A 23,776-nucleotide genomic window follows, 5' to 3' on the forward strand; every position below is an offset into this window, starting at 1 on the left:
TTACTTCCTGCGATATTTCTACTGCATTACTTGATACGTTTTGCGCTGCTATTGATACTTCATTTACTCCTGAGGTTAGTTCTTCTGTTGTCGCTGCTGCATTTTCTGCATTTTCTTCTATTGCTCTCGCTTTTTCCAGTGCTTCTTCGTTTGCCAGCATTGTCCTTTCCGCTACTTCTCCTAATATCTCCGATGATTCTTCTATTTTATTTCCCGCTTCTAATAACCATTTTACTGTTTCTTTCAGGTTATTTGACATGTTTTGCAATGACTTCGCTATTATCGCTGTTTCGTCTTTCCCTTTTGATTTGAATTCTACTGTAAAGTCTCCTGTTGCAAATCTGTCTACTTTTTTGCTTAATTCCATTAATGGTTTTGATATTTTTTTGGCAAATATTATTGATATTATTATCGATATTATTAATATTATTATTGAGGTTATTATCAACACTATTTTTATCTTTTCTGATGCTGAAAATGCTTCTTTTGTCGATACTTCTGATATAAATGCCCATTTTATCTCTTTGTATTTAAATGGCGCATATGCCACTATTACTTTTTCACCTTTGTAATTTTCCCCTATTTCCCATCCTGTTTCCCCTGATAATGCCTTTTCTACATAATCTGTTTCTACTTTTTGTTTTAATATCGTTTCTTCTCCTGGTAAATTGTTTCTCATTATTTTATCTTCACTTACTATGTATGTTTTTCCTGTTTCTCCCATGCCACTTTTGTCAAGAAATATATTTTCAAATGTTTCATCTAAAATTCTGACTATTAAATACCCTACATTTTCACCATCATATAATACTCTTTTTCCGGCAAAAAAGCCATGTTCTTCTTCACCAATATTATATGATTCTATATCCGAAAAATGCACATTATCATCATTAGATTGTTTTAGAATATTATATAACTTTCCTAAAACAGTATCTTTATATTTACCATTTTCTATATTTGTTCCAAAATCTTCATTTTTCTTCACAGAATACAATATATAACCATCTGGAGTTATATAATAAATATCATAATATATTGCTTTTATATTTATTAATTTTCTCAATAATGGGTTTATTTGCTCATGTATGGCATTATATTGATATATTTCATCCAATATATCTGGTGAAATTTTGTTTTGATCAAAATTATCATCATAGAAAAAATTATCTAATTTTTCCCTATTTTTATATGGGTTTTTTTCATAGTATACTATTTGTAGGTCTTTTAAATATTTATCAAATCCACCTAAACTTTTTGAGAAATCCTCTTCACCATAAAAACCATTCAAATTTTCTATTATAACCGGCATTTCTGTGAAATAAACTAAATCGCTTTTTACTTCAGATAATGTCTTTTCTAAAAACGCTTTTTTAGAATCTCTGGCAACTATGAGTTTATCAGCAAAACTTTGTTGAAGCGAATTTTGCGAATTTGTAAGACTTATATAAAAAAATATCGAAAAGGATATGAAAAGCAAAGAAAAAACCAGAATGAGAATTTTAGAATTTATTTTCATATTTTCCCCTCCCTGAAATAACAACTAATTTATAAACTCTAAAATATTAGAAATATATTTATCTTTATATCGTGGTTCATTAAAAATCTCATGCTTGGCATATTTATGTTTTTGTATGACCAATGTTTTGAATTTTTTTGCTAATTCATTACAATTATCAACTTTAATTATTTTATCGGATTCTCCATATTGCAATAATACAGGTATATCAACATTTTCCGCTTCTTCTAAAGCTTTTTCGGCTTCTGAAAAAAGTTGCTTTGCTGTTTTAAAGGCTATCTTATTATGAACAAGTGGATCGTCTAAATACTCTTTAATTGCCTTTTCATCATGACATAAATCTTTTGGGTCTATACCATTATTTATTGATATTTTTCCCATCCATCCTATTGTTGATAATAAAATTTTATGAAATGATGTATATAGTTTCCCAACTGCTGGAGAAGATAATATCAGTTTTTCCGGTTTTTTATTAGAATATTCTGTATATCTTAATGCGATTAGTCCACCCATACTATGCCCAAATAATATAAAATTTTCTGGTGTTATTTCTTCTATAAATTTGTATATTTTATAAAAACTTTTTATGTAACCTTTTGACCCTTCACTTACTCCATGCCCTGGAAGATCAAAAGTAATCACCTGATAGTCCATATCAAGAAGTATATCTATTAAAAATTTATATCTTCCAGAATGCTCACCTAACCCGTGAATGATTACAAATGTCTTTTTCGGATTTTCAGTATTTTTATATCTTTTCAAAAACATTTTATCACCTTAATTTTTTTTATTTTGTCTTAATTTATATTTTTTAATTCATAAATTTTTGTTTTTCTATTTCTTTAAATAATTTTTTATTATTGTCATATTTTCTCATTAATCTGAAAATTTCCATTAATGCTTCTTCTTTTGACAAATCATGTAACCAATTTCTTAAAATCCATGAATATCTGAGTTCTTCTTTTGTAAATAATAATTCTTCTTTTCTTGTTCCAGAAAGTTTTATATCAATTGATGGGAATATTCTTTTTGTAGCCAGTTCTCTTGATAATACCAATTCCATATTTCCCGTTCCTTTAAATTCTTCAAATATTACTTCATCCATCTTTGAACCCGTTTCAACAAGCGCTGTCGCCAATATAGTTAAACTTCCTCCCTCTCTAATTCGCCTTGCAGCACCAAAAAATTTTTTGGGAAATGTTAATGCGGAAGGATCTACACCTCCACTTAATAATTTACCACTTGGCGGAACATAAAGATTATATGCTCTTGCAAGCCTTGTCAATGAATCCATTAATATAATAACATCATGACCAAATTCAACCAATCTTTTTGCCATATTTAAAGTCATTTCAGCAACTTTTATCTGATTTTTTGGGTCCATATCAAAAGGAGCTGCTATTACTTCCGCATCAACTGTTTCTCTTATATCTGTAACCTCTTCAGGTCTTTCATCTATTAATAATACTATTCTTTTGGTCTCTGGATTATTTTTTGCTATAGAATTTGCCATGTCTTTTAATAATGTTGTTTTACCAGCTTTTGGTGGTGCAACTATAAGCCCTCTTTGCCCTTTACCAATAGGTGAAAATATGTCTATAATTCTTGAACTAACCGGGGAAGATTCATACTCCAGTTGAAGCCTTTCATTTGGATAGACTGGTGTAAGATTTTCAAAAGAAATTCTATCTCTTGCATGCTCAGGTGCCTGAGAGTTGACCGCTTCTACTCTCAATAAAGCAAAGAACTTCTCTCCTTCCTTTGGTGGTCTCACTTGACCAGCTACTACATCTCCAGTTGAAAGATTAAACCGCCTAATTTGAGACTGAGATACATATACATCATCATTTCCGTTTAATAATGAATTATGAGTATTTCTTAAAAAACCATATCCATCTGGTAATATTTCAAGAACTCCTTCATGAAAAAAATATCCAAATGATTCGGTTTGTTTGCTGAGTATTTTAAACTTCAACTCATGATCAGTCAGTACAGAATAATTTTCTATTCCATATTTTCGTGCAAGATTATATAATTGTCTTCTGGACATTTGATTTAATTTTCCCATATCTATTTCTACAGGAATTATTTCATCTTTTTTTATATCTTTATTATTTTCATTCACGCTTTCACCTCATTGAATTTATTTGTAATTGAATCTATTATATTCATTGATTATTTTTTGTAATTTCACTTCATATGTGTTATCATTAATAAGCATAATTGATATTAGCAGAATGTTAGGAGTTTATGAAGAATTATTTTTGTGGATGCTTTTTATTGTATATTATACCACATTTTTTATTATATAAAAAACTATCAACAACCTATTTCTAAAAAAAATTATATGTATTAAGGTTTGATTTTTTCTGTGTATAAAAATAGTTTTATTTACAATCTAAATAATAAAATGCCCCAATGGGGCATTTTATTATTTTTCTTCTTCGTTTTCCTTTTTCTCAATATTTTCGACTAATTGTAATAAGGATAATTCTGCAGCATCTCCTCTTCTAAAACCTATTTTTAATATTCTTGTATATCCACTGTTTCTATTTTCAAATACTGGTGCGATTTCATCTACTACTTTATTTGTAAACTTTCTGTCATTAAAATATCTATTTATCTGTCTTCTTAAAGCAACACTTCTATCTTTATTGTCTGTTGTTTTTGCTTCTTTAGCCTTTGTCAAGATTTTTTCAACTAATGGTCTTACTGCTTTAGCTTTTGCTGTTGTTGTTATTATGCTTCCATGTTCAAACACTTCTCTTGCTAAATTTTTTAATAATGCCTTCCTATGTGAAGCATATCTGCTTAATTTATTTGTTTTTACTCTATGTCTCATAGTAATCAGGCTCCTCCCTTCTGGATCTCATCATAATCCAATTGGAATTTTTCTTTTAATTCCTTTCGGATCTCATCTAAGGATTTCTTCCCAAAATTTTTGATTTTCATTAATTCATCAGGATCCTTTTTTAGAATATCTCTAACTGTATGTATTTTTTCTCTTTTTAAACAATTTTTTGCCCTTTTGCTTAAATCTAATTCATCAATTTTTGTTTCTAATATTTCAATATTTATAGTTTTAAATTCATCTTCTGCTTCTTGAGTTGCAGATTCATCCACGATACTTTCACCTATTTCAACAATAGGTTGTTCTTCTTCAGTTTCTTCCGTAATTTCTTTCCATGAAGAATATATAATATTAAAATGTTCAATTAGTATTTTGGTTGCTTTTACCAATGCATCTTTAGGATCTACTGATTTTTTTGTCCATACTTCCAGAATTAATTTGTCATAGTCAGTTCTTTTACCAACACGAACATTCTCTGTTAAATAATTTACTCTAATAACAGGACTGTAAACTCCATCTATATATATATATTCTATATCTTTTGATAAATCCATTTCTGCCGTTGAAACAAATCCTTTCCCAATAGTTGCATATAATTCCATTTCAAACTTTTTATTTGCATTCATGGTTGCAATCTTAAATTCCGGATTTGCTATTTCAATTCCAGCAGGGGTTATTATATCTCCAGCTTTTATTTCGGCTGGACCCATTTTGTCTATTCTTAAAATTATTGGTTCTTTTAAGTTAGTTATATTATCAAAATCTGTTACTTTTAGTTCCACTTTCTTTAAATTAACTGTGATTTCCAAAATATCCTCTTGAACGCCTTCTATTACATCAAATTCATGTAATTTTCCTGGAATTCTGATACTGGTAATTGCCAATCCAGGAATTGAGGATAACAATACTCTTCTCAATGCGTTACCTATTGTAACTGCATATCCTCTTTCTAAAGGCGACAAGACAAACCTGCCATATTTGTATTCTAATTCTTCTGATTCTTCTAAAGTTTCTAATATCATTTTTTCCGGTTTGATAAATTCCATTCATTACCCCCAATTTAGCTTTTCTAAATTGGAGTGCACCCCCTTTCTTTTTGTTAGGCGCGTTTTTGCGATAATTATCTGGATAATCAATGTAATTATTATTTTGAATAAAGCTCGATGATAGCCTGCAAGTCTACTGGTACTTCCATCTCATCTAATGTTGGCAATCTTAAAAATGTACCTTTGAATGCATTATAATCTACTTCTATCCAATCTAATTTTTTGTTTGCTTTTTGAGTTAATTCGATTCCCTGTTTAATAGGTAATATTGATCTGCTCTTTTCTTTCACTTCAATAACATCTCCTGGTTTTACTCTATATGATGGAATATCCACTTTTTTACCGTTCACAAGGAAATGCCCATGTCTTACTAATTGTCTTGCTGTTCTTCTGTTTACTGCATACCCCATTTGATATACAACATTGTCTAATCTTGTTTCAAGAATTCTCATTAAGTTTTCTCCTGTATTTCCTTCTTTTCTTGAAGCTTCCTCAAAGTATCTTCTAAATTGTCTTTCTAATACACCATAAATTCTTTTTAATGCCTGTTTTGATCTTAATTGTAATCCATATTGTGTTGGTTTTTTTGTTTGTTTTCCGTGTTGCCCTGGTGCATATGGTCTTCTTGCAAGAGCACATTTATCTGTATAACATCTTTCACCTTTTAAATATAATTTAAATCCTTCTCTTCTACAAAGTTTACAAAGAGATCCTATATATCTTGCCATTACATTCCCTCCTCTTAGGCCTTACATTCCTTTTCTTTTCTTTGGTCTACAACCATTATGAGGTATTGGAGTTTTATCTTTAATATTTTCAATTACCAACCCTGCAGCCTGCATTGTTCTTATTGCTGATTCTCTTCCAGCACCTGGTCCTTTTACATATACATCTAATCTCTTTACTCCATATTTCAAAGCTTCTTTTGCAACCTTGTCTGCTGCTAACTGTGAAGCATATGGAGTTCCTTTTTTTGTTCCTGAAAAACCAGCTGTTCCTCCACTTGCCCAATATAATGTATTTCCTGCTGGATCTGTTAATGTTATTATTGTATTGTTAAAAGTTGATTGGATATGTACAACTGCTTTTTCAAGAGATATTTTCTTTTTCTTTTGAGTTGTTCTCCTAGCCATAAATAAACCTCCTTATTACTTTTTCTTGCCGATTTTTGAAGGTCTTGGACCCTTTCTTGTTCTTGCGTTTGAATGTGTTTTTTGTCCCCTAACAGGTAATCCGTTTTTATGTCTGTAACCTCTGTATGAACCGATTTCAATTAATCTCGCTATACTTTTTTGAATTTCCTGTCTTAATTCTCCTTCAACGAGGTAATGTTCGTTAATATAATGTGTTATTTTACTAATTTCATCATCTGTTAATTCTTTTGCTCTTTTGTCAGGGTCTACTCCTGTTGATTCTAATATTTCCATTGCTCTATGTTTGCCTATTCCATATATATATGTAAGAGCAATGAACAACTTCTTGTTGTTTGGTACTTCAACACCCAAAATACGTGGCATTCAAATTTCCCTCCTTTAAAATTTATCCCTGTCTTTGGTTATGCTTAGGATTTTTGGAACAAACTACCCATACTCTGCCTTTTCTTCTTATAACCCTACAATGTTCACATCTTTTCTTTACTGAGGCTCTTACTTTCATTTGCTCATTCCTCCTCACTACTTGGATTTCTCTTAATTCTCTCTCTTCTTATTATTCTTCCTCTATTTAAATCATAGATAGATACTTCAACTATCACTCTATCTCCTGGTACTAATCTTATAAAATTTTTTCTCATTTTACCGGAAATATGAGCTAAAATCATATGCCCATTATCCAACTCTACTCTAAATGTAGCATTTGGCAACGATTCAACAATATGACCTTCCATTACAATAACATCATCTTTTTTTGCCACGATAATCACCTCTCGGGCTAATCTAATATAGTTAATATCTCTGGACCATTTTTAGTGATAACCAGAGTATTTTCATAGTGAGCTGCATACGATCTATCTGCTGTAATAGCAGTCCAACCATCTTCTAATACCTTTACTTTATTGGTTCCAATAGATACCATTGGTTCTATTGCAAAAGTCATTCTTTCTCTAATTAGAGGACCTTTTCCTTTTGGCCCATAATTTGGAATTTGCGGATCTTCATGTAATTTTCTTCCAACTCCATGCCCAACATAATCTTTAATTATTGAAAATCCAAATGACTCAACATATGTTTGAATAGCATTGCTGATATCGCCTATTTTGTTTCCTGGAATAGCCTGCTCTATACCTATCCAGAATGATTTTTCCGTTACTTCGACTAATTTTTTTATTTCTTCAGAAACTTCACCTATAATGAACGTCCTTGCGGCGTCCGCTATATACCCGTCTAATGTTAACCCTATATCTATTGATACTATATCTCCATTTTTGAATATTTTTCCCTTTAGTGGAAATCCATGCACAATTTCTTCGTTTACCGATATACACGTAGCGTACGGAAATCCACCATAACCTTTAAAGGTAGGAATAAAACCTTTTTCTTTCATATGGCTATTAACAAATTTTTCTACTTCATATGCATTCGAACCTTCTACTACTAAATCCTTTATTTTCTCAAAGAGTAGAGCGAGCTGTCTTCCAGCTCGCTTCATTTTATCAACTTCGGATTGCGTCTTAACTAAAATCATATTATCCCTTCCAATATATTAAACACTTCTTTTGTAACTATTTCAACCGTTCCACTACCGTCTAATGTAAAGAATTGGTTATAGTTCCTATAAAATTCTATTACAGGGTATGTTTTTTCCATATATACTTTGTATCTATCCCTCACTACTTCTTCTTTATCATCATCTCTTTGAATCAATTCTTCACCACATATATCACATTTATTTTCTATTTTTGGTTTTAATGTTATTACATTATATATTTTTCCACATTTTGGACATATTCTTCGTGAGGTTATTCTTTTTACAACTGTTTCCTCATCAACTTCAAGGTATATTATTCCAGTTATAGGATTTCCCATTTCATCTAATATTTTTTCTAAAGATTCAGCCTGAGGAATTGTCCTTGGAAATCCGTCTAATATAAAGCCTTTTTCAACATCACTTTGATTTAATCTGTTTTTTATTACTTCCAACATTATTTCGTCTGATACAAGTTGTCCACTATCTAATATTGATTTTACTTTTTTCCCTAATTCACTTCCTGAAGCAACAGCTTCTCTTAACATATCACCAGTAGAAATATGAGGTATATTATATTTTTTCGAAACTTCTTTAGCTATAGTTCCTTTTCCTGCTCCAGGAGGTCCAAAAAACAACAAGTTAAGCTTTTTCATTATTATCTCCTCCCACGGAGTTTACCTTTTTTCATAAAACCTTCATATTGTCTTGTTATCATATGAGCTTCAATCTGTTGCATTATATCTAATGAAACACCTACTGCAATAAGAGCTGAAGTTCCACCTATCCATATATTAACACCAGATGCACTTCTAATAATATAAGGCAATAAAGAAATTACTACAAGGAATATTGCCCCAATAAATGTTACTCTCATCATTGTTTTGGTTATATAATCAGATGTTGGTTTTCCAGGTCTTATACCTGGTATAAAGCCTCCGTATTTCTTTATATTTTCTGATATATCGTTTGGATCAATAACAACTGAATTATAAAAATATGCAAAGAAGAATATAAGTAATGCATATATTATTAAATAAATTGGTGTTCCATAACCAAACCATCTATTTACCCATTGAGCTCCTGTTGCGGTTGCAAGCATTGAGGGTAATGTCATAATAGCTGATGCAAAAATTATTGGTAATACCCCGCCACCATTCACTTTTATTGGAATGTATGTAGAAGCTCCTCCATATATTTTATTTCCAACAACTCTTTTTGCATATTGAACATTGATTCTTCTTTCTGATGTTTGTAAATAAACTGTTCCCACAACTACTGCAATTGCAACTATAATTAATATTATCCATTCAAAAACACTTAATCTTCCAACTAAACCACTTGCTACATATTGTGGAAATCTTGATACTATACCTGCAAAAATCAATACTGATATTCCATTACCTATACCTTTTTCTGTTATCATTTCACCTAACCATAATAAGAACATGGTTCCTGCAACTATTGATGTTGTTGATATCAATATGAATAATAAATAATTCAAATTAGGAGCTCTATATCCAGCTACTCCTAATGACAAGAAAAATCCTTGAAGCAATGCAAGACCTAATGTAACCTGTCTCGTCAATCTTCCAAATTTTTTTCTACCCTCTTCCCCTTCTTTTAACATTTCTTTCAAACTTGGAATTACTGATGCTAATAATTGTAAAATAATTGATGCGTTAATATAAGGTGTTACACTTAAAACAAAAATTGAAAACTGTTTTAAAGACCCTCCTGTAAATACATCAAAAAAACTAATTAATCCTTGTGAAGCTCCTCCTAATCCTGCTATAAAACCTTCCCATCTTACTAAATCTATACCAGGAATAGGTATATATATCCCTATTCTAAAAGCTATTAAAGCTAATAATGTAAATATAATACGATCCCGGAGTTCCGGGATCTTCCACATATTTTTAAATGCTTCTTTCATTACTGAATCACCTCGACACTTCCGCCGGCTGATTCTATTTTTTCCTGTGCTTTTTTACTAAAAGCATGAGCTTTTACTTTTAATGGTTTTGTCAATTCACCATTTCCTAATACTTTTACACCATCTTTTATTTTTTTAAGTATTCTTTTTTCTAAAAGTTTTTCTGGAGTTATTTCTTCGTTTGCTTCGAATTTACTTTCTAATACAGAAATATTTATTTCTGCATAGTCCTTTTTAAATGGTGCATTTGTAAATCCATATTTTGGAATTCTTCTAAATAAAGGTGTTTGACCACCTTCAAAACTTGGTCTAACCTTTCCTTTACCTCTGGATTTTTGACCTTTATGTCCTTTTCCACCTGTTTTTCCTAACCCAGAACTCCAACCTCTTCCTGTTCTTTTAGCTACTTTTCTTGATCCTTCGGCGGGTTTTAAGTCTGATATTTTAAGAGACATATTTGCTACCCCCTCATTCTTCAATTTCTTCAACTTTTATAAGATGTTGTACCTTTGTTATCATACCTCTTATTTCTGGTCTATCTTCTTTTATTACTTCTTGATTAGTTTTTCTTAACCCCAAGGCATCTAAGGTGGCGAGTTGTCTATAATTTTTTCCCGCTCTTCCTCTTACAAGTTTTATTTTTAATTTAGCCATTTCTTATCCCTCCTTATGGGCACCTTGAAATACCTTTTTAACACTCAAGTCTCTAAGTTCTGCATATTCTTTTGGAGATTTTAATTCTTTTAATCCATTCAATGTTGCTTTCGATAAATTTATAGCAGTTGTTGAACCCAATGCTTTCGAAAGAATATTATGTACCCCTGCTAATTCTACAACAGCACGAACCGCTGCTGAGGCAATAATACCTGTACCTGGTCCTGCAGGCTTTAATAATACCTTTGAAGCATCCTGTTTTCCTAATACTTCATGAGGTATAGTACCATTTTTTACAGGAACCTCTATCATATTTTTCTTTGCATTTTGAATTGCTTTCCTTATTGCTTGAGGAACTTCTCTTGCATTTCCACTTCCAACTCCAACTTTTCCATTTCTATTTCCTACAACAGCAACAACTCTAAAAGATATATTTTTTCCTCCTGTTGTAACCTTTGTAACCCTTCTAATTTCTATTATTCTTTCTTCAAATTCTTCAGCAGCTGCTGAAGCCATTAAATTCTTATCTAAGGCCATTTTCTGTTTACACCTCCTTAAAAGTCAAGACCTGCTTCACGTGCAGCATCAGCTAATGCTTTTATTTTCCCATGATATTTGAAGCCGCCTCTATCAAATGATACTTTGGATATTCCTTTTTCTAAAGCTCTCTTAGCAATCAATTTTCCAACTTCTTTAGCAGCTTCAATATTCCATGTTTTTTCTAAGTTTAGTCCTTTATCTACCGTAGAAGCAGCTGCTAATGTATGTCCTTTTGTATCATCTATAATTTGAACATATAAATGTTTATTGCTTTTGAAAACTGCCATTCTTGGTCTTTCAGGAGTTCCAAAAACTTTTCTTCTAACCCTTAAATGTCTTTTTCTTCTTAACTTTTTCTTTTGAATGGGTTTAATCATCTGGTCAGCCTCCCTTAAACTTTCTTACCTTGTTTTCTGATAATTACCTCACCAACGTATTTTATACCTTTTCCTGAATATACATTTGGTTTTCTGAATCTCTTAATTTTTGCTGCTACTTCACCAACTAAGTATTTATTAATACCTTTTACGATAACTTTGTTTGGTGCTGGTACTTCTATTGTTATTCCTTCAGGTGGAAGGTATTCAATTGGATGAGAATATCCCAATTGCAAAACCAATTTAGAACCCTGCATCGCAGCTCTATAACCTATACCAATTATTTCTAATTCTTTTTTAAATCCTTCAGTTACACCTTTAATCATATTTTTTACCAATGATGCATATGTTCCTTGAAACATATTAATTCTTTTTGCATCACTTTTTCTTTTCATTGATTCCTCATTGCCTTCAACTTTTATTTTATTATCTTCAATTACAAATTTAACATATGGCAAATATTCTTGAGTTAATTCGCCTTTTGGACCTTTAACTTTTATTATATTATCGTTAATTGTCACTTCTACTCCATTTGGTATATCTATTGGATTTTTTGATATACGTGACATTTATTCAGCACCTCCTACCAAACGTAACAAATTAATTCTCCACCGACTCCAAGTTCTCTTGCTTCTTTGTCGGTAAGAACACCTTTTGATGTTGAAATTATTGAGATACCCATTCCACCTTTTACTACAGGTATTTTATCTTTTGATACGTAAACTCTTCTACCTGGTTTTGAAACCCTTATAATACTATGAATTACTTTTTGTTTATTTTTTCTGTCACCTTTATATTTTAACTGTATTTTTAATATTCCCTGTTTCCCATCTTCTATAAATTTATAATCTAATATATATCCTTCTCTTTTTAATATTTCCGCTATATTTCTTTTTAAATTTGATGCTGGAATTTCTACACTTTCTTTCATAACAAGATTCGCATTTCTTATTCTTGTAAGCATATCTGCTACGGGATCACTCCACATTAAGATTCCCTCCTTACCAACTTGCCTTTTTAACGCCTGGTAATTTTCCTTCCAGGGCTAATCTTCTAAAACATACTCTACATAATCCAAATTCTCTATATACAGCTCTTGGTCTTCCACATATTATACATCTGGAATATTCTCTTGTTTTATATTTCTTTGGTTTTTTCCATCTTGCAACCATTGATTTTTTTGCCATTATTTACCTCCTCCTTAATCTCTCTTGAAAGGGAAGCCCATTAATTGAAGGAGTTTTCTTGCTTCCTCATCAGTCTTTGCAGTTGTAACAATGGTAATATCCATACCCTGAACTCTTTTAACCTGATCTGGTTTTAATTCAGGAAATACTAATTGTTCTGTTAAACCAAATGTGTAATTTCCTCTTCCATCAAAACTGTTTGGATTCATACCTCTAAAGTCTCTTAATTTTGGGAAGATTATGTTTATTAATTTAAACAAGAAATTATACATTTTTACATTTCTTAGTGTAACTTTTGCACCAATCGGCATTCCTTCTCTTAATTTAAAATTTGCAACACTTTTTTTTGCTCTTGTAACTACAGCTTTTTGACCTGTGATTAAAGATAATTCTTGAGCATGTTTTTCAACAACATCAGCGTTTCTTGCGCCCTCACCAATTCCCATATTAACAACAATTTTAACTATTTTTGGAACTTCATGAATGTTTTTATAGCCAAATTCTTTCATGAGGGCTGGAACTACTTCCTTTTCATATTGTTCTTTTAATGGAATGTATTCATATCTCATAATCTATTCCTCCCTCATTAAACCTTATCTATAATTTCATTACATTTTCTACAAATTCTTACTTTTTTACCTTCTTCTAAGAATCTGTATCCAACTCTTGTTGGTTTACCACAACTAGGACATACAATCATTACTTTACTTATATGTATTGGAGATGGTTGTTCTATAATTCCGCCTTCTCTTAATTGCTGGGTAGGTCTTTGATGCTTTTTTACTATATTTACATTTTCAACTATAACTTTATTTAATTTTGGTATTACCCTTAAGATTTTCCCTTCCTTACCTTTATCTTTTCCGGAGATTACTTTTACTAAATCACCCTTTTTTATTTTCATACTCTCACCTCACCATACTTCTTGTGCAAGAGATGCTATTTTTGTATAACCTGCTTCTCTTACTTCCCTAGCAATTGGTCCAAACACACGAGTACCTACAGGCATATTATTTTTATCTATTAAAACTGCTGCATTTTCATCAAATCTTATATGTGAACCATCTTTTCTTTTTATTTCTTTTTTTGTTCTAACAACTACAGCTTTTACTACCTGACCCTTTTTTATATCTGTGTGCGGTATTGCTTCTCTTACTGAACATACTACAACATCTCCAACTGTACCAACCGATTTATGAAAACCACCTAAAACTCTTATAACTCTTAATAACTTTGCTCCTGAATTATCTGCAGCTCTTAAATAACTTTCGGCTTGAATCATTATGCGTCACCCCCAACTTCTTCCACTGCTTCGGGTGTTTCATTATTTTTTTCCGCAAAAATATTCTTTTCAACTATTCTGACGACTTTCCATGTTTTTGTTTTTGAATATGGCTTTGTTTCTTCTATTTCAACAATATCTCCTATTTCACATTCATTATTTTCATCATGAGCATGAAATTTCTTTGATTTTTTAACGAACTTTTTATATATAGGATGTTTTATTTTTCTTTCTACTTTTACAGTAACGGTTTTATCCATTTTGTCACTTACAACTTCGCCTATTAACGTTTTTTTAGGCATTACTCATTACCTCCTTATACCCAATTCCCTTTGTCTGAGAATTGTTTTTATTCTTGCTATGTCTCTTCTCACCATTTTTATGGAAGCAGTATTTTTTATTTGTCCTAATTCGTGTTGAAATCTCATTTCGAATAATTTTTTCTTGGATTCTTCTAATTTTGCTCTTAATTCATCATCTGTTAAATTTATTAATTCAGCTACTTGTTTTTTCATTTTGCTTCCCCCCTTATATGGTACCTGGGTACTATTTTTGTCTTTATAGGTAATTTAGTTGCTGCATATTCTAAAGCTTCTTTTGCTAATTCTTCAGAAGTTCCGGCAATTTCAAATAAAATTTTTCCTGGTTTTACTACTGCCGTCCAACCTTCAACGTCTCCTTTACCTTTACCCATTCTTGTTCCGATTCCTTTTGAAGTAATTGGTTTATCAGGGAATATTTTAATCCATATTTTTCCATTTCTTTTTAATGTTCTAACCATTGCTAATCTACAAGCTTCAATTTGTTGCGAAGTTATTAAAGCAGGTTCTAAAGCTTTTAAACCCCATTCACCAAAGTCTACCAATGTTCCTCCTTTGGCATTACCTTTCATCTTTCCTCTTTGTATTTTTCTATATTTATATCTTTTTGGCATTAACATTTACATCACGCCCTCCTTTAGTTCATAACTGAGTATCGCCTTTATATACCCAAACCTTTATTCCGATTGTTCCAGACAATGTTTGTGCTTCAGCAGTTCCGTAATCAATATCAGATCTTAATGTTTGTAAAGGTAATCTTCCTTCCATATACCATTCAGTTCTTGCGATTTCTGCACCATTTAATCTTCCTGAGACCATAATTTTAATTCCTTTTGCGCCTCTTTTTAAAGCTGCTGATATTGCTCTTTTCATAGCTCTTTTGTATGAAGCTCTTTTCAATATTTGTGCCGAAATATTTTCTGCTATTAATAATGCATTTACCTGAGGATTTCTGATTTCATCAATATTTATTCTAACATTTCTATCATTAACCATTTTTTCAATTTCTTTTTTTAACGCTTGAATCTCTACACCTTTTCTTCCAATAATTATTCCAACTCTTACTGCTTTTATTGTTATGTTTATTTGTGTTGAAGATGGTCTTTCAATTAATATATCTCCTACACCAGCTTCGTAATATTTTCTCTTTATGTAATCTCTAATTTTTAAATCTTCTTTTAAAAATTCTGCATAATTATCTTCACTAAACCAATTAGCCTTCCATGGTTTTGAAATTCCTAACCTAAATCCATATGGATGTACTTTTTGACCCACGGACATTCCACCTCACTTCTGAGATTTTAACTCTTTTTCTTTTTCCCTATCTCTAACAACAACAGTAATATGCGCTAACCTTTTTTGTAATATGTCAGCTCTTCCTCTTCCTCTTGGCCATAATCTTTTCATTCTTGGCCCATCATTCACATATACTTCTGCAACGTATAAATCATCTGCATTTAAACCAAAATTATTTTCAGCATTTGCTATTGCTGATACCAATACTTTATATGTTAACCTTGCAGCTTTTTTAGGACTGAACATTAATATTTGTAATGCTTCATCTACATTTTTACCCCTTATAGCATTTACAACTGATCTTGCTTTTTTTGGGGAAATTCTTAAGTATTTTGCAGTAGCTTTTGCTTCGATTTTTGGCTGTGCTGCTTCAGCTTCTTTTCTTATTCTATGAAATACGGATCTTTTTAATTTTTTACCATCTTGAATTCTTGATACAGCCATGGTTACGTCCCTCCTCATTTCACCTTGCCTTTTTTAGCCTTTTTGTCAGCATGACCACCAAATCTCCTTGTTGGTGCAAATTCTCCCAATCTATGTCCAATCATATGCTCTGTTATATAAACAGGTATATGTTTCATGCCATTATGTACAGCAATTGTATGTCCTATCATTTCAGGTAAAATCATAGATGCCCTACTCCATGTTTTTATTACTTTCTTTTCACCTTTTTCATTTAATTCCCTAATCTTTTTCAACAGACTTGGGTGTACATAAGGTCCTTTCTTTAACGATCTACTCACTCACAGCACCCCCTAGGTTACTTTTTTCTTCTTCTTACTATAAATTTATCTGATTTTCTCTTTCCACGTCTTGTTTTGTATCCTTTTGCAGGTGTTCCCCAAGGACTTCTTGGTATATGACCTTTACTTGCACCTTCACCACCACCCATTGGGTGATCAACTGGGTTCATAGCCATACCTCTAACATGTGGTCTCTTACCAAGCCATCTTGTTCTACCTGCTTTACCAAATACTTCGTTTATATGATCTTCATTTCCAACCATACCAATTGTAGCCATACATTTTATATGAACTTTTCTCAATTCACTTGAAGGCATTCTTAATAATGCATATTTACCTTCTTTTGCCATTAATTGTGCATATGTCCCTGCCGATCTTGCTATTTTTGCACCTTTTCCAGGTTCAAATTCTATATTATGAATAATTGTACCTACAGGTATATTTTCTAATGGTAATGCATTACCAGGCTTTATTTCTGCATTTGGTCCTGATAATATTTCTTCTCCAACTTTTATACCTTTTGGAGCAAGAATATATCTCTTTTCACCATCTGCATATACTAATAATGCTATTCTTGCACTTCTATTAGGATCATATTCTATAGATACAACCTTTGCTGGAATACCAAATTTTTCTCTTTTAAAATCTATTAATCTGTATCTTCTTTTATGTCCACCGCCTCTATGTCTCATAGTAACTCTACCATATGAGTTTCTACCACCTGTTTTCTTGAGAGGTTTAATTAAGGATTTTTCCGGGGTGGATTTTGTAATTTCTGAGAAATCTGTGATTATCATAAATCTCCTTGAAGGAGTTGTTGGCTTAAATTTTTTGAGACCCATTCTAACTCACCTCTCCTTATAAATTACCTTGAAGCTCTTTTATAACATAACCTTCAGCTAATTTAACAATTGCTTTTTTCCATGATCTTGTTTTACCTTCAAACCTTCCCAATCTTTTTGGTTTTGGTTTCACATTCATTACATGAACTTTCTCTACTTTAACATTAAATATATCCTCAACAGCTTTCTTGATTTCTGGTTTTGTTGCATCTTTTGCAACTTCAAAAGTATATTTATTTTCACTCATCAACATATATGTTTTTTCTGTGAGGATCGGCCTGATTATTATATCATAATTAAATTGTTTTCTATCCATTAGCCGAGCACCTCCTCGATCTTTGTTACTGTATCCTTTGTAAGGATTACTTTTTCATTGTTTATTATATCAAATACGTTCAAACCATCAACATTTGTTTTATTTCCGTTTTTACCCTGATTTGGATTATCAGCGATTATAACTTTTACTCCAGGAATATTTCTTGCAGATAATTTTACATTTATATATTCATCTTTTTTCCACGGCAACACTATTAATGTTTTAGTATTTTCAAATCCAAAGTTCTTTAATACTTCTTTCATATCCTTTGTTTTTGGTTTTTCAAATGTCAATTCATCCACTACTATTAAATTATTTTCTTTTACTCTAACACTTAATGCGGATTTTAAAGCCAATTTTTTCATTTTTTTAGTTAATTTTTTTGACCAATCTCTTGGTTTTGGCCCAAATGTAACTCCACCATGTCTCCACAATGGTGATCTGGTAGAACCTGCTCTTGCTCTTCCAGTATGTTTTTGTGCCCACGGTTTTCTTCCGCCACCTCTTACTTCAGCTCTTGTCTTTGTTGAAGCTGTTCCTCTTCTTTTATTTGCTAACTGCATATCGACATATCTGTATAAAAGATCAATATTCGGTTCAATTGAAAAAATAGAATCTTTTGCTTCTATTGTTCCAATTTTTTCACCTTTAATTGAATAAAGGTCTAATTGAGCCATTTTTATTTACCTCCTCATTCTTCATTTTCGGGGCTTACTTTTTTATTGCTTCTCTTATTATTAATAATCCACCCCTCGCACCTGGAACTCCACCTTTAACAGCTATTAAGTTATTTTCTTTATCTATTTTTATAACTTCTGAGTTTAATACTGTAACTTTTTCATTCCCATATTGTCCGAACATTTTTTTACCTTTAAATACTTTTGCTGGTTCTGTATGATTACCCGTTGAACCCAATGCTCTATGGAATTTTGAACCATGTGTTTTTCTTCCACCACCAAAATTCCATCTCTTCATAACACCTGTATAACCTCTACCTTTTGACCAACCAGTTACGTCTATTTTTTCCCCTTCTTCAAATATTGTCACATCAATAACTTGACCAATTTCATAATTATCCACATTTTCAACTTTGAATTCCTTTAAGAATCTCATAGGTTTTACGCCAGCTTTTTTAAAAATCCCAAGTTTTGGCTTGTTTACTTTATACTCTTTAACTTCTTCAAATCCAACCTGAATAGCTGTGTATCCATCTTTTTCTTCTGTTTTTTTCTGTACTACTACACATGGTCCAGCCTTTATAACTGTGACCGGGATGGCTTTACCATCTTTATACACTCTTGTCATTCCTACTTTTCTTCCTAATATACCTTTCATGCTAATTCACCTCCAGAGCCCGATCAAATATTAAGCTTTCATATCTACTGATACACCCGATGGTAATTGTATCTTTAATAATTGTGTAACTGTTTCTTGAGTTGCATCATAAATATAAATAACTCTTTTATGTACTCTTTTCTCAAATTGTTCTCTTGAATAATTGTATTTGTGAGGAGATCTTATTACTGTATAGATTGTTTTTTCTGTTGGTAATGGTATTGGTCCTGAAACCTTTGCATTACTTTGTTTTACCGCATCAATTATTTTCTGCGCAGATTCATCTAACAATCTATGATCATAAGACTTTAATCTTATTTTGATCAATTTCTTTGCCATATAAACCCTCCTTTAAGCATTTAGCAAAGGGAGCGTGGAAGCTCCCCGATTTTATATTTTATAGTAAAAACTTTGCAAAAAGATTTTATTATTCTACTATTTCTGTAACAACTCCAGCACCAACTGTTCTTCCACCTTCACGAACAGCAAATCTCATGTTCTTTTCTAATGCTACAGGGTAGATTAATTCTACTGTTGTTACAATGTTATCACCAGGCATTACCATTTCTGCTCCGCCTTCGAATTCTAACAATGTACCTGTAACGTCAGCTGTTCTAATATAGAATTGTGGTCTGTAACCTTTTTTGAATGGTGTATGTCTTCCACCTTCTTCTTTCTTCAATACATAAATTTGTGCTTTGAATTTTTTATGTGGTGTTATTGAACCTGGTTTTGCTAATACTTGACCTCTCCATACTTCATCTTTATCAATACCTCTTAACAAACATCCAACGTTGTCACCAGCAATACCTTCATCTAATAATTTTCTGAACATTTCTACACCAGTAACTACTGTTTTTCTTATTTCATCTGTCATACCAACGATTTCTACTTCATCACCTGGATGAATTGCTCCTCTTTCAATTCTTCCTGTAACAACTGTTCCTCTACCTGTAATTGAGAATACATCTTCAACAGGCATTAGGAATGGCTGATCTACAGGTCTTTGTGGTTCTGGGAAGTAGCTGTCAACTGCATCCATTAATTCGTAAATCTTTTGTACCCATGGATCATCTTGAGAGTCTGCTTCTAATGCTTTTAATGCGGATCCTTTGATAACTGGTATTTCATCTCCTGGGAATTCGTATTGGCTTAATAATTCTCTTACTTCCATTTCTACTAATTCAATAATTTCTTCGTCATCAACCATATCTGTTTTATTTACAAACACAACAATTGCAGGAACATTAACCTGTCTTGATAATAATACGTGTTCTCTTGTTTGTGGCATAACACCATCTGTAGCTGCAACAACCAAGATAGCACCATCCATTTGTGCAGCACCTGTGATCATATTTTTGATATAGTCAGCGTGACCAGGACAGTCAATATGTGCATAGTGTCTGTTATCTGTTTCATATTCAACGTGTGCAATATTAATTGTAATACCTCTTGCTTTTTCTTCTGGAGCTTTATCGATTTGTTCAAATGGTGTAAAGTCTGCATATCCTTTCATTGCTAATGATTTTGTAATAGCTGCTGTTAATGTTGTTTTACCATGGTCAATATGTCCGATAGTACCAATATTCATATGTGGTTTGTTTCTGACAAACTTTTCTTTTGCCATTTTTTTCCCTCCTCTATGTTTTGTGATGAATTATTAACCGTTTATGATTTTCTCTGCTACTGAAGCAGGCACTTCTTCATAATGTGAGAATTGTATTGATTGTGTAGCTCTACCTTGAGATAATGATCTTAACACTGTCGCATATCCAAATAATTCTGATAATGGAACCAAAGAGTGAATTAATCTAGTATTTGTATTACCAACATTTTCAAAACCTTCTATTCTTCCTCTTCTTGAATTTAAATCTGCTATAATATCACCCATATATTCTTCCGGTGTTGTTATGTCAACCTTCATTATAGGTTCTAATAATACCGGATTTGCTTTTCTTGCAGCATCCTTTAATGCCATAGAACCAGCAATTTTAAATGCCATTTCTGAAGAGTCAACTTCGTGGTAGGAACCATCATATAATGTTGCTTTTATACCAACCATTGGATATCCAGCTAATATACCTGATTGCATTGCTTCTTTTATACCAGCTTCAACTGCAGGAATATATTCTTTCGGAATAATTCCTCCTACTATTTTATCTTCAAATTCCAATACTTTTGTATTATCTATAGGTTCAATTTTTACTTTAACATGTCCGTATTGTCCCCTACCACCAGATTGTCTGATATATTTTGTTTCAACATCTGCTGTTCCTCTAATTGTTTCCCTATAAGCAACCTGTGGCTGTCCTACTCTAACACCAACTTTAAACTCTCTTTTCAACCTATCTACAATTATTTCTAAGTGCAATTCTCCCATACCAGAAAGAATTGTTTCCCCTGTTTCATGGTCTAATTTTACATTTAAACTTGGATCTTCTTCAATTAAGGCCTGTAAAGCCTTAGATAATTTTGCTTCATCATTTTTTGTTTCTGGTTCTATTGATAGTGATATAACTGGTTCTGGGAATTCTAATTTTTCTAATACTATGCTTTCTGATTCTTCTGTTAATGTATCACCTGTTGTTGTATTTTTTAATCCTATAATAGCTACAATATCACCAGCTCTTATATAATCGACTTCTTCCCTTTGATCCGAATGCATAAACATCAGTCGTGAAACTCTTTCTTTTTTCCCTTTGGAGCTATTTTTTACATAACTACCCTTTTGTAATTTTCCAGAATAAACCCTTGCAAATGTTAATTTACCAACAAATGGATCTACCATTATTTTGAAAGCCAATGCTACAAATGGTCCATTTTCATCTGGAGTCAATTCTTTTACAAACTCTCCTGTTCTTTCATCATATGCTTTCACAGGAGGTAAATCCAATGGTGAAGGTAAATAATCAACTATCGCATCTAATACTGGTTGAACACCTTTATTTTTGAATGATGTTCCACATATAACAGGAATAAATGCTCCTTCAATAGTTCCTTTTCTAATAGCTGCTTTTATTTTATCTTCTGGAATTTCTTCGCCTTCAAAGAATAATTCCATTATTTCTTCGTCATATTCTGAAATTGCTGTAATTAAATCTTCTCTATATTGTTCTGCTTTTGAAACCAAATCCTCTGGTATATCTCTATATTCAAATTTTGTTCCGTCTTCACTAATCCAATAAACAGCTTTCATTTTTACCAAATCAACTACACCTTCAAAATCCGCTTCAGCACCAATTGGTATCTGAATGGGTAATGGATTTGTTCCCAATTTGTCTATCATTGTTTGAACCGCATTATAGAAATCTGCTCCAAGTTTGTCCATTTTATTCATATATGCAATTCTTGGAACATGATATCTATCAGCCTGTCTCCAAACTGTTTCTGATTGTGGTTCAACACCTACCTGTGCATCAAAAACCGCTACTGCTCCGTCCAATACTCTTAAAGCTCTTTCAACTTCAACGGTAAAATCAACGTGTCCGGGCGTATCAATAATATTAATCCTGTGATCTTTCCAGAAACATGTTGTTGCAGCTGAAGTTATTGTAATACCTCTTTCTTTTTCCTGTTCCATCCAATCCATTGTAGCAGTTCCATCATCAACAGAACCTAATTTATGCTTTTTACCAGTATAGAACAGGATTCTTTCTGTAGTAGTTGTTTTACCTGCATCAATATGTGCAATTATTCCTATATTTCTTGTTTTGTTTAAAGCATATAACCGCTCTTTCAAAATAATCCCTCCTCAATATATTACCAGCGGTAATGAGCAAAAGCTTTATTTGCTTCAGCCATTTTATGTACGTCATCTCTCTTTTTAACTGCTGCACCAACCCCATTATATGCATCTATTAATTCTTGAGCCAATTTTTCTTTCATTGGTCTTCCGGATTTTGAGCGAGCAGCTTTTACTATCCATCTTAAAGCTAAAGATATTGCCCTTTCTTCTGGCACTTCAAATGGAACCTGATATGTTGCTCCTCCAACCCTTCTTGGCCTTACTTCTATTAATGGTCTGACATTTTCTACTGCTTGATGGTACACTTCTAAAGGATCTTTTCCCAATTTTTCTTTTATTATATCAAACGCTCCATATACTATTGATTGTGCAACAGTTTTTTTACCGTCTTTCATTATTCTAACAACTAATTTAGAAACTAAAACATCATTATATATTGGATCAGGTGTTACCGGTCTTTTTGGTGCTCTTCTTCTTCTCATTTACTTACCTCCTTACTTCTTAGGTCTTTTTGTTCCGTATTTACTTCTACTCTGTTTTCTTCCTTCAACACCAGCTGTATCCAATGTTCCTCTAATAATTTTGTATCTAACACCTGGTAAGTCTTTTACCCTACCACCTCTTATTAATACATTCGAGTGTTCCTGAAGATTATGCCCTTCACCTGGAATATATGCTGTAACTTCTATTCCATTTGAAAGCCTTACCCTCGCAATTTTTCTTAAAGCTGAGTTTGGCTTTTTAGGTGTCATTGTTGAAACCCTTACACATACTCCTCTTTTTTGCGGGTTACTTTGTAAAGCTGGTGATTTTGATTTTTTCTTGATTTGTTTTCTTCCGTATCTTACAAGTTGATTTATAGTTGGCATAGTATTTTCTATTCCTCCTTTCAATATTTTAAAAAATACCAAGTGTATTTTACCTCAGGTCTTTTTAATTTTCAATTAAAAAGTTGTGATTTTTTTGTGAAGTTACGTTTATGTTAATCGAATTTCTATATTCATTTTTATGATTTTTATAAACATATGGAATTGATATATCAACCAAATCCTTTATATTAAATATTTTTATCAGTCATATATATTTTTTATAATTCTACTATATTCTA

The 23,776-nt window shown here is 31.9% G+C and carries 38 protein-coding genes; all 38 read right to left on the reverse strand.

The features are described 5' to 3' along the window. A partial coding sequence (locus tag XO12_RS02640) for a methyl-accepting chemotaxis protein (RefSeq protein WP_175419645.1) occupies positions 1–1,516 on the reverse strand: 1,516 nt, incomplete at its 3' end. Between the two features lie 24 nt (positions 1,517–1,540). Further along, on the reverse strand, positions 1,541–2,284 hold the full coding sequence (locus XO12_RS02645; protein WP_175419646.1) for an alpha/beta fold hydrolase: 744 nt from the start codon (positions 2,282–2,284) through the stop codon (positions 1,541–1,543). 43 nt (positions 2,285–2,327) lie between these two features. After that, on the reverse strand, positions 2,328–3,584 hold the full coding sequence (gene rho, locus XO12_RS02650) for a transcription termination factor Rho (RefSeq protein ID WP_047265789.1): 1,257 nt from the start codon (positions 3,582–3,584) through the stop codon (positions 2,328–2,330). A gap of 363 nt (positions 3,585–3,947) precedes the next feature. After that, entirely contained in the window at positions 3,948–4,358 is a 411-nt protein-coding gene (gene rplQ, locus XO12_RS02655) for a 50S ribosomal protein L17 (protein WP_175419647.1), read from the reverse strand. 5 nt (positions 4,359–4,363) lie between these two features. After that, positions 4,364–5,413 (reverse strand): DNA-directed RNA polymerase subunit alpha, encoded by a 1,050-nt coding sequence (locus XO12_RS02660; RefSeq protein ID WP_047265660.1) that lies wholly within the window; start codon positions 5,411–5,413, stop codon positions 4,364–4,366. Between the two features lie 98 nt (positions 5,414–5,511). Then, on the reverse strand, positions 5,512–6,141 hold the full coding sequence (gene rpsD / locus XO12_RS02665) for a 30S ribosomal protein S4 (protein WP_047265661.1): 630 nt from the start codon (positions 6,139–6,141) through the stop codon (positions 5,512–5,514). A gap of 21 nt (positions 6,142–6,162) precedes the next feature. Continuing rightward, a complete protein-coding gene (gene rpsK, locus XO12_RS02670) occupies positions 6,163–6,546 on the reverse strand; it encodes a 30S ribosomal protein S11 (protein WP_047265662.1) in 384 nt (127 codons plus the stop codon). A gap of 15 nt (positions 6,547–6,561) precedes the next feature. Continuing rightward, on the reverse strand, positions 6,562–6,930 hold the full coding sequence (gene rpsM, locus XO12_RS02675) for a 30S ribosomal protein S13 (RefSeq protein WP_175419648.1): 369 nt from the start codon (positions 6,928–6,930) through the stop codon (positions 6,562–6,564). A gap of 22 nt (positions 6,931–6,952) precedes the next feature. Beyond that, entirely contained in the window at positions 6,953–7,069 is a 117-nt protein-coding gene (gene rpmJ, locus XO12_RS02680) for a 50S ribosomal protein L36 (protein WP_047265664.1), read from the reverse strand. A 4-nt stretch (positions 7,070–7,073) separates the two neighbouring features. Then, complete coding sequence (infA, locus tag XO12_RS02685; RefSeq protein ID WP_084822634.1) at positions 7,074–7,325, reverse strand: translation initiation factor IF-1; 252 nt, start codon at positions 7,323–7,325, stop codon at positions 7,074–7,076. Positions 7,326–7,342: 17 nt separating this feature from the next. Further along, positions 7,343–8,095 (reverse strand): type I methionyl aminopeptidase, encoded by a 753-nt coding sequence (gene map / locus XO12_RS02690; RefSeq protein WP_047265665.1) that lies wholly within the window; start codon positions 8,093–8,095, stop codon positions 7,343–7,345. Next, on the reverse strand, positions 8,092–8,751 hold the full coding sequence (locus XO12_RS02695) for an adenylate kinase (RefSeq protein ID WP_047265666.1): 660 nt from the start codon (positions 8,749–8,751) through the stop codon (positions 8,092–8,094). The genes map and XO12_RS02695 overlap by 4 nt, the downstream gene beginning before the upstream one ends. A 2-nt stretch (positions 8,752–8,753) precedes the next feature. Continuing rightward, positions 8,754–10,031, reverse strand: coding sequence for a preprotein translocase subunit SecY (gene secY, locus XO12_RS02700; protein WP_047265667.1), 1,278 nt, complete (start codon positions 10,029–10,031; stop codon positions 8,754–8,756). Next, positions 10,031–10,486 carry a 50S ribosomal protein L15 gene (gene rplO / locus XO12_RS02705; RefSeq protein WP_047265668.1) on the reverse strand — a complete coding sequence of 152 codons (456 nt, stop codon included), beginning with the start codon at positions 10,484–10,486 and terminating at the stop codon, positions 10,031–10,033. Before rplO ends, secY begins: the two co-directional genes overlap by 1 nt. A gap of 13 nt (positions 10,487–10,499) precedes the next feature. Then, positions 10,500–10,685, reverse strand: a complete 186-nt coding sequence (gene rpmD / locus XO12_RS02710; RefSeq protein ID WP_175419649.1) for a 50S ribosomal protein L30 — start codon at positions 10,683–10,685, stop codon at positions 10,500–10,502. A gap of 3 nt (positions 10,686–10,688) precedes the next feature. Next, positions 10,689–11,222: a 30S ribosomal protein S5 gene (gene rpsE / locus XO12_RS02715; protein WP_156166138.1), complete on the reverse strand. Its 534-nt coding sequence runs from the start codon at positions 11,220–11,222 to the stop codon at positions 10,689–10,691. Positions 11,223–11,239: 17 nt separating this feature from the next. Beyond that, positions 11,240–11,602: a 50S ribosomal protein L18 gene (gene rplR / locus XO12_RS02720; RefSeq protein ID WP_047265670.1), complete on the reverse strand. Its 363-nt coding sequence runs from the start codon at positions 11,600–11,602 to the stop codon at positions 11,240–11,242. 14 nt (positions 11,603–11,616) lie between these two features. Further along, positions 11,617–12,171 (reverse strand): 50S ribosomal protein L6, encoded by a 555-nt coding sequence (rplF, locus tag XO12_RS02725; protein WP_175419650.1) that lies wholly within the window; start codon positions 12,169–12,171, stop codon positions 11,617–11,619. 14 nt (positions 12,172–12,185) lie between these two features. Beyond that, on the reverse strand, positions 12,186–12,590 hold the full coding sequence (gene rpsH, locus XO12_RS02730; protein ID WP_047265672.1) for a 30S ribosomal protein S8: 405 nt from the start codon (positions 12,588–12,590) through the stop codon (positions 12,186–12,188). Between the two features lie 13 nt (positions 12,591–12,603). Continuing rightward, positions 12,604–12,789 carry a type Z 30S ribosomal protein S14 gene (locus tag XO12_RS02735; protein ID WP_047265673.1) on the reverse strand — a complete coding sequence of 62 codons (186 nt, stop codon included), beginning with the start codon at positions 12,787–12,789 and terminating at the stop codon, positions 12,604–12,606. A gap of 14 nt (positions 12,790–12,803) precedes the next feature. Next, positions 12,804–13,358, reverse strand: a complete 555-nt coding sequence (gene rplE / locus XO12_RS02740) for a 50S ribosomal protein L5 (protein WP_047265674.1) — start codon at positions 13,356–13,358, stop codon at positions 12,804–12,806. 17 nt (positions 13,359–13,375) lie between these two features. Beyond that, positions 13,376–13,693, reverse strand: coding sequence for a 50S ribosomal protein L24 (gene rplX, locus XO12_RS02745; protein ID WP_175419651.1), 318 nt, complete (start codon positions 13,691–13,693; stop codon positions 13,376–13,378). Between the two features lie 9 nt (positions 13,694–13,702). Next, the gene (gene rplN / locus XO12_RS02750) at positions 13,703–14,071 is read right to left on the reverse strand and encodes a 50S ribosomal protein L14 (protein ID WP_175419652.1); all 369 of its coding nucleotides are present in this window, start codon (positions 14,069–14,071) and stop codon (positions 13,703–13,705) included. Next, on the reverse strand, positions 14,071–14,373 hold the full coding sequence (gene rpsQ / locus XO12_RS02755; RefSeq protein ID WP_175419653.1) for a 30S ribosomal protein S17: 303 nt from the start codon (positions 14,371–14,373) through the stop codon (positions 14,071–14,073). The genes rplN and rpsQ overlap by 1 nt, the downstream gene beginning before the upstream one ends. 6 nt (positions 14,374–14,379) lie before the next feature. Continuing rightward, positions 14,380–14,586, reverse strand: a complete 207-nt coding sequence (gene rpmC / locus XO12_RS02760) for a 50S ribosomal protein L29 (protein WP_175419654.1) — start codon at positions 14,584–14,586, stop codon at positions 14,380–14,382. Next, positions 14,583–15,011 (reverse strand): 50S ribosomal protein L16, encoded by a 429-nt coding sequence (rplP, locus tag XO12_RS02765; RefSeq protein ID WP_047265679.1) that lies wholly within the window; start codon positions 15,009–15,011, stop codon positions 14,583–14,585. Before rplP ends, rpmC begins: the two co-directional genes overlap by 4 nt. 22 nt (positions 15,012–15,033) lie before the next feature. Beyond that, the gene (gene rpsC, locus XO12_RS02770) at positions 15,034–15,666 is read right to left on the reverse strand and encodes a 30S ribosomal protein S3 (protein ID WP_047265680.1); all 633 of its coding nucleotides are present in this window, start codon (positions 15,664–15,666) and stop codon (positions 15,034–15,036) included. Positions 15,667–15,678: 12 nt separating this feature from the next. Continuing rightward, positions 15,679–16,131, reverse strand: coding sequence for a 50S ribosomal protein L22 (rplV, locus tag XO12_RS02775; protein WP_047265681.1), 453 nt, complete (start codon positions 16,129–16,131; stop codon positions 15,679–15,681). A 14-nt stretch (positions 16,132–16,145) separates the two neighbouring features. Further along, a complete protein-coding gene (gene rpsS / locus XO12_RS02780; RefSeq protein ID WP_047265682.1) occupies positions 16,146–16,430 on the reverse strand; it encodes a 30S ribosomal protein S19 in 285 nt (94 codons plus the stop codon). 17 nt (positions 16,431–16,447) lie between these two features. Continuing rightward, positions 16,448–17,272: a 50S ribosomal protein L2 gene (gene rplB / locus XO12_RS02785; RefSeq protein WP_047265683.1), complete on the reverse strand. Its 825-nt coding sequence runs from the start codon at positions 17,270–17,272 to the stop codon at positions 16,448–16,450. A gap of 16 nt (positions 17,273–17,288) precedes the next feature. After that, a complete protein-coding gene (rplW, locus tag XO12_RS02790; RefSeq protein ID WP_047265684.1) occupies positions 17,289–17,588 on the reverse strand; it encodes a 50S ribosomal protein L23 in 300 nt (99 codons plus the stop codon). Continuing rightward, positions 17,588–18,265, reverse strand: coding sequence for a 50S ribosomal protein L4 (gene rplD, locus XO12_RS02795; protein ID WP_175419655.1), 678 nt, complete (start codon positions 18,263–18,265; stop codon positions 17,588–17,590). Before rplD ends, rplW begins: the two co-directional genes overlap by 1 nt. A 34-nt stretch (positions 18,266–18,299) precedes the next feature. Beyond that, positions 18,300–18,923 carry a 50S ribosomal protein L3 gene (rplC, locus tag XO12_RS02800; protein WP_047265686.1) on the reverse strand — a complete coding sequence of 208 codons (624 nt, stop codon included), beginning with the start codon at positions 18,921–18,923 and terminating at the stop codon, positions 18,300–18,302. 30 nt (positions 18,924–18,953) lie between these two features. Next, positions 18,954–19,262: a 30S ribosomal protein S10 gene (gene rpsJ, locus XO12_RS02805; RefSeq protein WP_047265687.1), complete on the reverse strand. Its 309-nt coding sequence runs from the start codon at positions 19,260–19,262 to the stop codon at positions 18,954–18,956. 88 nt (positions 19,263–19,350) lie between these two features. Next, positions 19,351–20,550: an elongation factor Tu gene (tuf, locus tag XO12_RS02810; protein WP_047265688.1), complete on the reverse strand. Its 1,200-nt coding sequence runs from the start codon at positions 20,548–20,550 to the stop codon at positions 19,351–19,353. A 33-nt stretch (positions 20,551–20,583) separates the two neighbouring features. Beyond that, positions 20,584–22,662 carry an elongation factor G gene (fusA, locus tag XO12_RS02815; RefSeq protein WP_047265689.1) on the reverse strand — a complete coding sequence of 693 codons (2,079 nt, stop codon included), beginning with the start codon at positions 22,660–22,662 and terminating at the stop codon, positions 20,584–20,586. Between the two features lie 20 nt (positions 22,663–22,682). Next, the gene (rpsG, locus tag XO12_RS02820) at positions 22,683–23,150 is read right to left on the reverse strand and encodes a 30S ribosomal protein S7 (RefSeq protein WP_047265690.1); all 468 of its coding nucleotides are present in this window, start codon (positions 23,148–23,150) and stop codon (positions 22,683–22,685) included. A 12-nt stretch (positions 23,151–23,162) separates the two neighbouring features. Next, a complete protein-coding gene (rpsL, locus tag XO12_RS02825; protein ID WP_047265792.1) occupies positions 23,163–23,537 on the reverse strand; it encodes a 30S ribosomal protein S12 in 375 nt (124 codons plus the stop codon). Positions 23,538–23,776 lie beyond the last annotated feature (239 nt).

Origin of the sequence: Marinitoga sp. 1154 (assembly GCF_013363285.1) — a bacterium.
Taxonomy (GTDB): domain Bacteria; phylum Thermotogota; class Thermotogae; order Petrotogales; family Petrotogaceae; genus Marinitoga.

Excerpts from the sequence above, each read along its gene's own strand:
- rpsJ (WP_047265687.1), bottom strand. The coding sequence starts at position 19,262 with ATGGCAAAGAAATTGATCAAAATAAGATTAAAGTCTTATGATCATAGA.
- rpsK (WP_047265662.1), bottom strand. The coding sequence starts at position 6,546 with ATGGCTAGGAGAACAACTCAAAAGAAAAAGAAAATATCTCTTGAAAAA.
- rplC (WP_047265686.1), bottom strand. The coding sequence starts at position 18,923 with ATGAAAGGTATATTAGGAAGAAAAGTAGGAATGACAAGAGTGTATAAA.
- XO12_RS02735 (WP_047265673.1), bottom strand. The coding sequence starts at position 12,789 with ATGGCAAAAAAATCAATGGTTGCAAGATGGAAAAAACCAAAGAAATAT.
- rplB (WP_047265683.1), bottom strand. The coding sequence starts at position 17,272 with ATGGGTCTCAAAAAATTTAAGCCAACAACTCCTTCAAGGAGATTTATG.
- XO12_RS02695 (WP_047265666.1), bottom strand. The coding sequence starts at position 8,751 with ATGAAAAAGCTTAACTTGTTGTTTTTTGGACCTCCTGGAGCAGGAAAA.
- rho (WP_047265789.1), bottom strand. The coding sequence starts at position 3,584 with ATGGGAAAATTAAATCAAATGTCCAGAAGACAATTATATAATCTTGCA.
- rplP (WP_047265679.1), bottom strand. The coding sequence starts at position 15,011 with ATGTTAATGCCAAAAAGATATAAATATAGAAAAATACAAAGAGGAAAG.
- rpsQ (WP_175419653.1), bottom strand. The coding sequence starts at position 14,373 with ATGCCTAAAAAAACGTTAATAGGCGAAGTTGTAAGTGACAAAATGGAT.
- rpsH (WP_047265672.1), bottom strand. The coding sequence starts at position 12,590 with ATGTGGAGTGATCCCGTAGCAGATATGCTTACAAGAATAAGAAATGCG.
- XO12_RS02645 (WP_175419646.1), bottom strand. The coding sequence starts at position 2,284 with ATGTTTTTGAAAAGATATAAAAATACTGAAAATCCGAAAAAGACATTT.
- rpsG (WP_047265690.1), bottom strand. The coding sequence starts at position 23,150 with ATGAGAAGAAGAAGAGCACCAAAAAGACCGGTAACACCTGATCCAATA.
- rplD (WP_175419655.1), bottom strand. The coding sequence starts at position 18,265 with ATGGCTCAATTAGACCTTTATTCAATTAAAGGTGAAAAAATTGGAACA.
- rplE (WP_047265674.1), bottom strand. The coding sequence starts at position 13,358 with ATGAGATATGAATACATTCCATTAAAAGAACAATATGAAAAGGAAGTA.
- rpsM (WP_175419648.1), bottom strand. The coding sequence starts at position 6,930 with ATGCCACGTATTTTGGGTGTTGAAGTACCAAACAACAAGAAGTTGTTC.
- rpmD (WP_175419649.1), bottom strand. The coding sequence starts at position 10,685 with ATGGCTAAATTAAAAATAAAACTTGTAAGAGGAAGAGCGGGAAAAAAT.
- rpsD (WP_047265661.1), bottom strand. The coding sequence starts at position 6,141 with ATGGCAAGATATATAGGATCTCTTTGTAAACTTTGTAGAAGAGAAGGA.
- rplV (WP_047265681.1), bottom strand. The coding sequence starts at position 16,131 with ATGGCTGTATCAAGAATTCAAGATGGTAAAAAATTAAAAAGATCCGTA.
- rplX (WP_175419651.1), bottom strand. The coding sequence starts at position 13,693 with ATGAAAATAAAAAAGGGTGATTTAGTAAAAGTAATCTCCGGAAAAGAT.
- tuf (WP_047265688.1), bottom strand. The coding sequence starts at position 20,550 with ATGGCAAAAGAAAAGTTTGTCAGAAACAAACCACATATGAATATTGGT.
- rplR (WP_047265670.1), bottom strand. The coding sequence starts at position 11,602 with ATGATTAAACCCATTCAAAAGAAAAAGTTAAGAAGAAAAAGACATTTA.
- rplW (WP_047265684.1), bottom strand. The coding sequence starts at position 17,588 with ATGGATAGAAAACAATTTAATTATGATATAATAATCAGGCCGATCCTC.
- rpmC (WP_175419654.1), bottom strand. The coding sequence starts at position 14,586 with ATGAAAAAACAAGTAGCTGAATTAATAAATTTAACAGATGATGAATTA.
- rplN (WP_175419652.1), bottom strand. The coding sequence starts at position 14,071 with ATGATTCAAGCCGAAAGTTATTTAAGAGCTGCAGATAATTCAGGAGCA.
- rpmJ (WP_047265664.1), bottom strand. The coding sequence starts at position 7,069 with ATGAAAGTAAGAGCCTCAGTAAAGAAAAGATGTGAACATTGTAGGGTT.
- rplF (WP_175419650.1), bottom strand. The coding sequence starts at position 12,171 with ATGTCACGTATATCAAAAAATCCAATAGATATACCAAATGGAGTAGAA.
- rpsE (WP_156166138.1), bottom strand. The coding sequence starts at position 11,222 with ATGGCCTTAGATAAGAATTTAATGGCTTCAGCAGCTGCTGAAGAATTT.
- XO12_RS02660 (WP_047265660.1), bottom strand. The coding sequence starts at position 5,413 with ATGGAATTTATCAAACCGGAAAAAATGATATTAGAAACTTTAGAAGAA.
- secY (WP_047265667.1), bottom strand. The coding sequence starts at position 10,031 with ATGAAAGAAGCATTTAAAAATATGTGGAAGATCCCGGAACTCCGGGAT.
- rpsL (WP_047265792.1), bottom strand. The coding sequence starts at position 23,537 with ATGCCAACTATAAATCAACTTGTAAGATACGGAAGAAAACAAATCAAG.
- rplQ (WP_175419647.1), bottom strand. The coding sequence starts at position 4,358 with ATGAGACATAGAGTAAAAACAAATAAATTAAGCAGATATGCTTCACAT.
- rplO (WP_047265668.1), bottom strand. The coding sequence starts at position 10,486 with ATGTCTCTTAAAATATCAGACTTAAAACCCGCCGAAGGATCAAGAAAA.
- map (WP_047265665.1), bottom strand. The coding sequence starts at position 8,095 with ATGATTTTAGTTAAGACGCAATCCGAAGTTGATAAAATGAAGCGAGCT.